Raw genomic sequence first — 9,760 nt, forward strand, 5'->3', positions numbered from 1 at the left:
AGTTCGGCTAGACTTTTTAACTTGTCAATGAAGATTATCCTTTTATAAATGGTTGATTGTAGTGTCGTTTTCCCGTTGCCTTATAAAGTGCATTGGCCACTGCAGCGAAAACTGGAGGAAATGTTGGTTCGCCCAGGCCAGTTGGAGCTAATTCGCTTTCCACAAAATGAATATCAATTTCTTTGGGGGCTTCTTGCATCCGGATCATCCGGTATTTATCAAAGTTGCTTTCCTGGGGTCTCCCATCTACAAAGGTCAGTTCACCATAAAGAGCGTTACCTATACCATCAACAATACCCCCTTCCGCTAAATTTGTCGCCGCATCGGGATTGACAACGATACCACAATCTACTGCGCAAGTAACTTTTTTGACAATGGGTTTGCCATCTTCCATCACCAAATCCAACACTTGGGCAGCATAAGAGTTATGACAGAAATATGCTGATACCCCTCTGTGAATATTCACATTTTCTTGTCCCCAATTTGACTTTTCCTTTACCAATTTAAGAACACTCGCATATCTAAGTGGGTCATAATCATTTGTCTTTCCTTCAATAGGATTGGTAATAGCACGATCCAGTAATTCCAATCTGAAATCGATAGGATCTTTTTCGGCGGCTTCCGCAACTTCATCTAAAAAGGATTGTTCCGCACTAGCCATAAAGTTAGAACTAGGAGCCCTAAACGAACCTACGGTAAGATTCGAATCTATGGTCCAGTCCTCAGCAAGGTAGTTGTCTACAGCCCCAGCCGGAAAACGATCTTGGTGCAATGGACTTTGGGGAATACCTCCCGTATTTACATGAAAAGCGATTAGTTTATTGTCCTTGTCCAGACCTGCCCTATATCTAGCAAGATAGGAAGGGCGGTAAATACCATCGGTCATTTCATCTTCACGGGTATAAATCAATTTTACAGGGGCATTCATTTTTTGTGAAATGAGTGCCGCCTCAATTAACCAATGCGCATAAGAACGTCGACCGTAACCCCCTCCCATGCGGGTCATTTGTATATCTATTTTTTCTGGGGATATTCCCAATCTCGCCGATAAAGTCTTTTCCGTTAGTTCCGGTTTTTGTAACGGACCAATAAGCTCGGCCTTTTCTGCGGTTACATGGGCAAAAAAGTTCATAGGCTCCATGCAATTGTGAGCCAAGAATGGTGCTGTATAAGTAGCCTCGATTATTTTGTTCGCCTTTATAAAAGCTGCTTCCGGGTCCCCATCTCTTCTGCGTACTTCAGTTTTTTTTAAGTACATGGCTTCCATTTGGGCATAATGGTCGGTGGTGTTCTCAAGTCCGGCAGGGGTGTGCTCATGCCATTTTTGACCAAAGCGATCTCGAGTATCCGTTGTACTTTCAATAGGTTCACATTCTATTTTCAAGGCTTTTTTGGCATTCATCACTTCCCACGTAGAATTACCGACTACTACCGCTACCTCATTAAAAGTTCTGGTATCAAAAAAGGCTTTTTCATAATCGTCTTCGAAGACCTTTATCGTAAACACATCATGAATACCAGGCATGGTTATGGCTACAGAATCATCTATGGATTTTAGTTTTAACCCAAATGCAGGGGGATGTACTATCATGGCAATAAGCATGCCCTTACGGTGTGTGTCAATTCCAAAAATAGGCTTGCCAGTTACAATTTTTTTACCATCCACATTTCTTTGTGATGTACCAATTATGGAAAAATCGTCTTTATCTTTCAGCTGTACTTCTTCGGGAATTTTTACAGTGGAGGCTTTTGATGCCATCGCACCATAACTTAGGATCTTGTCAGTTTTTTTATGATGAAGAAAGCCGCCCATGGTCGTAATTTCTTCTATTGGTACCTGCCATGTATCTGCAGCTGCAGTTATAAGCATAGCCCGTGCCGACGCTCCTGCCATTCTTAAGCCTTCCCAACCTCTACGTATTGCTTGACTACCTCCTAGATATTGAAAAGTAAAGGCGTTGGTGTCCAAGGGAGCTTGTTCTACGATAACGTCCTTCCAATCAACCCCAAGTTCATCCGCAACTATCATGGGCATTGAAGTCTTCACATTCTGGCCACCTTCGGGATTAGGAGATAAAATAGTCACTTGACCATTATCAGCAATTTTTAAATAGCCATTAATTTTAAACCATTCCTCTGGCAACTTATTTACGTCCTCAGGTGTCATTTTGCAGGAAGCCAACCAGCTAAAACCAAGCATCATTCCACCACCGGCCAAGGCCGTATTTTTTAAAAATGACCTTCTACCTGTTTTGGTCTTTACAGTTGCCATGTGCAAACAATTTAATTTTAGAGACTCATATTTATTAACCTATTATAGGTTTTTCTATCTTAAAGGGCTGATGATAATGGCGTGTACCTGTCGCTTTATATAACGCGTTTGCCAATGCCCCTAATACTGGCGGAAAAGGTGGTTCACCCAAACCTGTAGGGTTTATTTCGTTTTCTACAAAATGTACATCAATGTTTTTTGGAGCTTCACTGTGGCGAATAATACGATAGGTATCAAAATTAGATTGTACTGTGCTTCCATCTTTAAATGTGAGTCCGCCATACAATGCATTTCCAACCCCGTCTACAATTGCACCTTCAGCCATGTTCGTAGCGGCATCAGGGTTTACTACAACACCACAGTCAATGGCACAGACTACATTTTCAACCTTGGGTTTACCATCTTCCATTACAATATCTAGCACATGTGCGGCATAACTATTATGACAGAAATAAGCGGATACACCTCTGTATTTACCATCTATGTTGTTTTGCCAATTCGATTTATCCCTTACTAATTTTAGGACACCCGCATAACGTTCCGCTTCATAATCGTTATTATCTCCTACAGGATTGTCCTTGGCTCTTAACAGCAAGTCCAATCGAAACTGTATCGGGTCTTTCCCTGCTACTTCCGCTACTTCGTCCAAAAAGGAATTTTCTACACCTGCCATAAAGTTAGAGCGCGGAGCACGAAAAGCACCCACTGTAATGTTTGAGTTAATTTCCCATGATTCCGCCAAATAGTTATCTACCGCACCTGCTGGGAAACGGTTTGCAAACAATGGAGTTTCAGGTATTCCGCCAGCTTTTACATGAAAAGCAATTAAATTGTTATTCTCGTCTAAAGCGGCTTTATAAGTGGCATGATACGATGGACGGAAAATACCAAAAGTCATATCATCTTCTCTATTGTAGACTAATTTAACCGGAGCTTTTACATGTTTTGATATGACCGCAGCTTCTACAGCATAATGGGCATATGCCCTTCTTCCGAATCCACCTCCCATACGGGTCATTTCAATATCTATTTTCTCAACTGGCAATCCTAATCTAGCTGACAGCGTACCTTCTATAAATCCCGGAGCTTGCAGAGGTCCGGCCAGCTTTGCGGAATCTTCCGTTACATGGGCAAAAAAGTTCATAGGCTCCATACAGTTATGCGCCAAAAACGGACAACTATATGACCTTTCAATTACCTTAGCCGCATTTTTAAATGCTGCATCCGGGTTTCCATCTTTACGAACTTCTCGCCCAGGTTTTGAAGCATATTCGGCCATTTTGGCGTTATGTATTTCTGTACTTTCCAAGCCGCTGGGTATAGTTACCTCTCTTTTGTTACCGAACATATTCATGTTAAAAGTACTTTCAGAAAAAGGTTCCCATTCTACTTTTAAGGCCTTTTTTGCATTCATTACTTCCCAAGTAGTTTTACCAACGATTACCACCAAATTCGTAAAGGTGTTGGTATCAAAATAATTTTGCTCATAACCTTCTTCATAGGTATTAATTTCAAAAACATCTACTATGCCAGGCATATTTATTATAGAAGAACCGTCGAAAGATTTTAATTTCATTCCAAATGCTGGAGGATGGGCGGCCATCGCTATTAAAGCACCCTCGTATTGGTAATCAATACCGAATAGTGGTTTCCCCGTGACTATTTTATCTCCTTCTATATTTTTCTTGGAACGACTTATAATCTTGAAGTCTTTCACCGCTTTTAGTGGCACTTCTTCAGGGACCGTAATTTGTGAAGCTGCGGATGCCATTTCACCGTAACCCGCCTTTTTACCAGATGCTTCGTGACTTAAAACACCGTCAGCCGTAGTGATTTCATTTGCAGGTACTTGCCAGGCCTGTGCTGCAGCTTCTAAAAGCATTTGCCTTGCCGTAGCACCCGCCATACGTAAACCTGCCCAACGAGACATTATGCCTCTACTACCACCTGTAAATTGATTGCCATATAATTCTGCATTAAACGGAGCTTGTTCCACCAGAACGTCTTTCCAAGCAATATCCAATTCCTCTGCTACTATCATGGGCATAGAGGTCATAACCCCCTGTCCAAATTCTGGGTTTGGACACTGAATTGTTACAACACCATTATCTCCAATCTTTAAATACGCATTAATATCAAACCATTCTTTTGGCATTTCTATTGCGGCCATTTCTGCGGCTTGTTTGGGCTTACAAGAATTTAGCCAGCTAAAGCCAAGAATTAGCCCGCCCCCTGCAAGGCTTGTGTTTTTTATAAAAGCACGTCTTCCTATATTAGTTTTTACAAGTGTCATAAGGCTGTTTTTTATAAATTAGCTGAGTTGGCTACGGCCATTTTTACCGCTTTTTTAATTCTGGTGTATGTACCGCAACGGCAAATATTACCGTTCATAGCCGATTCGATTTCGGTATCCGTAGGATTGGGGTTGCTTTTCAACAAAGCAGAAGCGGTCATGATCTGTCCCGCTTGACAATAACCGCATTGGGGTACATCTACTTCAAGCCATGCCTTTTGCACGGGATGGTCTCCGTTCTCGGATAATCCTTCGATGGTGGTAATTTGCTGTTCGCCGACAGCCGAAACGGGCAACTGGCAAGAGCGCACCGCAGTGTCGCCTAAATGGATGGTACAGGCACCACATTGTGCGATTCCGCAGCCGAATTTAGTGCCGACCAATTTCATATGGTCTCGCAATACCCAAAGCATCGGGGTATTGGGATCTACCTCTACTTTCTGTGTTTTTCCGTTGATGTTTAGATTGAAGTCTGCCATGATTTTCTTGCAAGAGTTTGAATATGTTGAATTTACAAAATTTATATTGCTTGATATGATCCCTTACTGTTAATTCCTAATGGATCACGCCAATTTTTTTAAGCCATTGTCTTACTTCGGATTTTACTTCCCTTTCTCTACTGTCTTTGATTGTCAAATAAATTCCATCGCGTTCTATTCCACCTTTTATAGAGAATACTTCTAAAATGGTAATATTGGGACCTAATTTCCTTATTGTTTTTATGCTGCTTCCCTCACCATATCCCGCATTAGTATTAAAGGGAATAACTGTTTTCCCTGTGAAATCATAATCATTTAAAAAACTTTTCAATGGAGGTGGCAACTGCATGCCCCAAGTAGGGAAGCCCAAAAAGATCGTATCATATTTCGAAATGTCCACCTTGGTCTTCAAGGGAGGCAAAAATCCGGTTTCATTTTCTTGGGCCACTTGCTTTACAATGGCATCGTAATCTTCGGGATATGGATTCACTAATTCCAACGCTACTAAATCTCCACCTAGTTCATTGTGTATGATTTCCGCAAGAGCCTTTGTGTTTTTGGTACGGGAGAGGTACAATATCAAAGTCTTCTGCGAGTGAGGTACAATAGCCGATGTATCATCAACCTTAAGGGATTGTGAACTGGAACAGTTTGAAATCAATAGAAATAAAACAGCGAATATTTTCATTTCAAATTCCTTTCAAGAAAATTCAAAACTTTGGCCCTAATGTCATCTACATCGAACATTTCTCCAAAATGAGGAGCATCCTTAACCACGATCAATTCGTTTTCAACACCATTCACCGTCAACCATGAACTTAAGAGTTGTGATTGCCTGGGCGAGACCAAATTATCCTTTTCCCCATGAACAATCAGAAAAGGAGGATCGTTCTCATCCACATAGGTCACCGGACTAGCCATCTTGGCCAAGTCAGGTCTATCAAGTGGAGGAGCTCCAATCAATAAAGCTTCAGGCGATTTGGCATCATTGGCCCCTGGGAATAAAATAAGTTCGGCGGGTCCGTAGAAATCCACCACGGCCTTAAAATCAAACTCTTTTGTGGTTTTCGGCATAAAGAAATCGGGAATATCATTGTTTTTTGAAAGCCCCATCAAGGAGGCTAAATGCCCGCCTGCGGAAAACCCCATGACGGCAATCCGATCTTTATCCAACCCGTAGGCATCTGCATTTTCGACCAAAAAGGAAACTGCACGATTACAGTCTTGAATTTGGGCAGGAAAAACAGCTTGGGTCGCGAAACGATAATCAATGGAGGCCAAAGCAAAACCATTGGAAACAATTTCAGCAACGGTTTCTTTCATGTACCCGATATCGGCGTATTTGTCGTTGACCAACCAACCGCCGCCATGCACAAAAACCACCAAGGGTATTTTACCGGATACTTTTTGGGGCAAATAGATATCCAACAAATGTTTTTGCAATGTGTCGTTGGCATAGTTAATATTGGCATGCAAAACCGTTCCCTCAGGAAATACCTCAATAACCCGATTGGTTTGTGAAAAACCTTCACCCATTAAGGTTAAAAACAATACCGTTACTGCCACTATGTTGTTAATTTTATTCATGGAATGCACAACAGGTTTATATACTACGTGATTGAAGTTCGTTTCTGAGTTTGACACCCTTTTCAATGACATCCAATCTCGCTTTTCTTGGATCTGATTTTCCAACGGCTTCACCATCTAACTGTATATCCAAAATTTCACCTTCATTTTTAGTATAGACCGGCCAGTTTGGTAATCCTTCTCCATTCGGGTTTCCGGTCTTGGCGAAATTTACCCAGTATCCGTTCATAAGTTCCGCCACCTTCTTGTCCTCTGGAGTGGTCTCGGGATTGCCCCAACGTGCATCAAGATTATTAAACACATAGCCAACTTCGGAACCATGGCCGGCACCGTATTTCATTCTTTCCTTCATAGGTTCGGGTACAAAACCAAAATGGTAAATAAACGTAGGTTCCCCTTTTTCCGCGAAAGCCCTAGCGGCAAAACGTCCCGGTTCTCCCCACACCCAATCGGTATTGAACTTGGTAATGACCTCTTCGAATTCTTTGCTTCCATCAGGATCATAGGCAGCTTGTGCTTCTTCCTTAAAATCGCCAAAAAGTGAAAACAGTTCTTCTTTTGTCTTACTGTTGTTGACAAAACTACCCCCGATTTCGGCGCTGTTAGAACCGATCATCAATGGTATTTGCATTTGTCTACCTGCTTTATAGGCACTTTCAGCTGTTTCTACCACCAATGCACCGTCCAAAATAGGTCCTGAATAAGTTCTTAGACCTCCTTCACCATCCGTTTCCTGACCGCCATCCACAATTTTTTCCACGGGTAAAGCGCGTAACTTGGCCAAGGCATCGGCATCCGTGCCTTCTATACCCTGTTTTTTCGCATAGTTAATTCCAATGGTTTCCGCGGAAACGGGATAAAAAGGGGATGCATTTTCTTCCTTTATAGGCCTTCCGGTAAGTACACCATCACGGGCGCCACCAGATTCGCTAATGGCCTTATGGAAAAGGCCTTTTGCATCGGGAATGGTCATTAAGGAATGTACGGATACTCCACCTGCGGAAAAACCGAATATGGTTACGTTATCAGGATTACCACCAAAAGCGGCAATGTTCTTTTGCACCCATTGCAGCGCTGCAATTTGGTCCATATAAGCATAGCTGCCATTATGTTCTTCAGGATGTTCGGTACTCAACGCTGGAAATGCAAAATGCCCCAAACGCCCCAGACGGTAATTGATGGTGATTAAAACCACTTCCTTCTTCGCAAATTCATCACCCGCGATTCCCGCTCCGGAACCACTACCGCCAACAAAGCCCCCACCATGGATCCAAACCATGACGGGCAGGTTAGCACCCGTATTTGCATCAGCCGGTTTCCACACATTTAAGTAAAGGCAATCTTCGGATGAACCATCACTGATGGTTCCCGGGGCACCGCCCCATCCGGACTGTGCACAGTTGGCACCAAATTCCGTAGCATCCAATTCTCCTTCCCAGGGGGATAATGGTTGAGGGGATCTCCAACGGAACTCACCAACTGGTGGAGCAGCAAACGGTATTCCCTTAAAACTGGCTACACCATCTTCATGGACACCTCGAATTACCCCTAATTCGGTCTTTACTTTGGGTGCACTTTCTTGCGCGGAAATAGTAACTCCAAGGAGTACCATCAAACCTAAAATGTATTTTTTCATTTTTGTGTTTATTAGGTTGAGTTGTTCAAGTTATTCCCGAGTCATTGTTTTGCTAAAGGTCAGATCGGCCAATTTCCAAGTGTTATTCTCCTTTACATAAACTTCCGTTACCATAAAGGGATTGGTCACTTCATTGCTGCCGACCACGGCCAAAAGTGTAATTTGGTTCCAAAGTATAACGGTATTATCATTCAAAACTTCGACCATGACTTCATGGACATCGGCTTTTTTGTAGTGGATGAACCCACCTCTAATGATTTCTACTTCGCGGTCCTTTCCCCACGTGCCGCCCATGTGGACGAACTTGGCCTTGTCATGAAAAAGGTCTTCCAATTTGTCCGCATCCTTATCGGCCATCCATTGCCATTTTTGGGTGGACAGCTCTCTGATTTCCTTTTCTAAATCAGTCGATTGGGCAAGGGCGACTTGTCCTGTGATAAGCATAACCAATAGACAAAGTATTATTTTTCTGTGCATTTTTATAAATTATTAGTTCTGATGTATTAATGTGCAATTTCATGGGTATCGCGAACGCTGCTAAAGGTGAGGTCCAATAATTTCCAGTCGTCGCCTTCTTTTTTATAGAATTCGGTGACCGTAAATTCAGTGGTTACATCATTTCCCCGGACATGGGCCGTAAGTGTTATTCTATTCCAAAGTACCACGGTATTGTCATCAAGAGTTTCCACGACCACATCGTGTACATCGGCATTTTTATACCAAATGCTTCCCGTCTCGATGATTTCCAATTCCCTGTCTTTTTTCCAAGAGCCGCTCATGTGCACAAACCTTGATTTGTCATGAAACAAATTGGCTAACTTGTCTACATCCTTATCGGCCATCCATTTCCATTTGGCTTTAGAAAGTTCCATGATCTCATTTTCAAGACTTGAATTGTTAATTTCAGGAAGCGGTATTTTGTTATAATCCTCAACACTAAGTTCGTCCGTCCACTTGGTAGGTGTGGGACCACTTATCGCCAAATAGGTTACCGCACTTTTAGGAGTAGCACCATGCCAATGTTCTACGTTGGGAAGGCATTTGATTACATCACCAGCTCGCATAACTTGTACTTCCTTTCCTTTTTCTTGATAAAAACCAACTCCGTTAGTGATCAACAGTTGTTGGCCATCTGGATGTAAATGCCAGTTAAGAAATGCTCCAGGTGCTGAAACCGCTTGGGCTACGCTATGTTTAAAAGTTTCATCAGCATCTACAACATGCGTAAGCCAAATATCACCGGTATGTTGGACATTTGGTGCCTTTTCTCCCATAGGAAAAACAGCTTCTTGCGCAAAAGAAGTTATACTAAGGATTCCTAAAAAAAGTCCTATTATAAATGTTCTCATTATGTAATTATTTAATTGATTTCATTACTGTCCCATTAAAATCTAAAATAGTTCTTTGAAATATTTGAAATATAGTTAGTTACAGAGGTTTTTCGATTAAACGGATTTCAATTTTAACTTTTGCAATTCTTATACAGATTTGCA

The 9,760-nt window shown here is 42.0% G+C and carries 8 protein-coding genes; all 8 read right to left on the reverse strand.

Going from position 1 to position 9,760, the window contains the following annotated elements; genetic code table 11:
- Positions 1 to 34: 34 nt before the first annotated feature.
- The 8 genes from QSE00_RS20215 to QSE00_RS20250 all read right to left on the reverse strand — a co-directional run bounded on the left by QSE00_RS20215 (position 35) and on the right by QSE00_RS20250 (position 9,616).
- Positions 35 to 2,272, reverse strand: a complete 2,238-nt coding sequence (locus QSE00_RS20215; protein ID WP_286107261.1) for a xanthine dehydrogenase family protein molybdopterin-binding subunit — start codon at positions 2,270 to 2,272, stop codon at positions 35 to 37.
- Between the two features lie 34 nt (positions 2,273 to 2,306).
- Positions 2,307 to 4,565: a xanthine dehydrogenase family protein molybdopterin-binding subunit gene (locus tag QSE00_RS20220; RefSeq protein WP_286107262.1), complete on the reverse strand. Its 2,259-nt coding sequence runs from the start codon at positions 4,563 to 4,565 to the stop codon at positions 2,307 to 2,309.
- 11 nt (positions 4,566 to 4,576) lie between these two features.
- Positions 4,577 to 5,044: a (2Fe-2S)-binding protein gene (locus QSE00_RS20225; RefSeq protein WP_286107263.1), complete on the reverse strand. Its 468-nt coding sequence runs from the start codon at positions 5,042 to 5,044 to the stop codon at positions 4,577 to 4,579.
- Positions 5,045 to 5,120: 76 nt separating this feature from the next.
- Positions 5,121 to 5,732, reverse strand: a complete 612-nt coding sequence (locus QSE00_RS20230; RefSeq protein WP_093978015.1) for a flavodoxin — start codon at positions 5,730 to 5,732, stop codon at positions 5,121 to 5,123.
- Complete coding sequence (locus tag QSE00_RS20235; RefSeq protein WP_286107264.1) at positions 5,729 to 6,631, reverse strand: alpha/beta hydrolase; 903 nt, start codon at positions 6,629 to 6,631, stop codon at positions 5,729 to 5,731. Before QSE00_RS20235 ends, QSE00_RS20230 begins: the two co-directional genes overlap by 4 nt.
- A gap of 16 nt (positions 6,632 to 6,647) precedes the next feature.
- Entirely contained in the window at positions 6,648 to 8,267 is a 1,620-nt protein-coding gene (locus tag QSE00_RS20240; protein WP_286107265.1) for a carboxylesterase/lipase family protein, read from the reverse strand.
- Positions 8,268 to 8,297: 30 nt separating this feature from the next.
- Positions 8,298 to 8,744 carry a nuclear transport factor 2 family protein gene (locus QSE00_RS20245; protein ID WP_093978012.1) on the reverse strand — a complete coding sequence of 149 codons (447 nt, stop codon included), beginning with the start codon at positions 8,742 to 8,744 and terminating at the stop codon, positions 8,298 to 8,300.
- Between the two features lie 26 nt (positions 8,745 to 8,770).
- A complete protein-coding gene (locus QSE00_RS20250; protein ID WP_286107266.1) occupies positions 8,771 to 9,616 on the reverse strand; it encodes a DUF4440 domain-containing protein in 846 nt (281 codons plus the stop codon).
- Positions 9,617 to 9,760 lie beyond the last annotated feature (144 nt).

Source organism: Arenibacter flavimaris, assembly GCF_030291335.1.
In the GTDB taxonomy this organism is placed as follows: domain Bacteria; phylum Bacteroidota; class Bacteroidia; order Flavobacteriales; family Flavobacteriaceae; genus Arenibacter.

What these genes read in the sequence shown, in the direction of transcription:
- QSE00_RS20230 (WP_093978015.1), bottom strand. Translation starts at nt 5,732, where the DNA reads ATGAAAATATTCGCTGTTTTATTTCTATTGATTTCAAACTGTTCCAGT.
- QSE00_RS20240 (WP_286107265.1), bottom strand. Translation starts at nt 8,267, where the DNA reads ATGAAAAAATACATTTTAGGTTTGATGGTACTCCTTGGAGTTACTATT.
- QSE00_RS20250 (WP_286107266.1), bottom strand. Translation starts at nt 9,616, where the DNA reads ATGAGAACATTTATAATAGGACTTTTTTTAGGAATCCTTAGTATAACT.
- QSE00_RS20220 (WP_286107262.1), bottom strand. Translation starts at nt 4,565, where the DNA reads ATGACACTTGTAAAAACTAATATAGGAAGACGTGCTTTTATAAAAAAC.
- QSE00_RS20215 (WP_286107261.1), bottom strand. Translation starts at nt 2,272, where the DNA reads ATGGCAACTGTAAAGACCAAAACAGGTAGAAGGTCATTTTTAAAAAAT.
- QSE00_RS20235 (WP_286107264.1), bottom strand. Translation starts at nt 6,631, where the DNA reads ATGAATAAAATTAACAACATAGTGGCAGTAACGGTATTGTTTTTAACC.
- QSE00_RS20225 (WP_286107263.1), bottom strand. Translation starts at nt 5,044, where the DNA reads ATGGCAGACTTCAATCTAAACATCAACGGAAAAACACAGAAAGTAGAG.
- QSE00_RS20245 (WP_093978012.1), bottom strand. Translation starts at nt 8,744, where the DNA reads ATGCACAGAAAAATAATACTTTGTCTATTGGTTATGCTTATCACAGGA.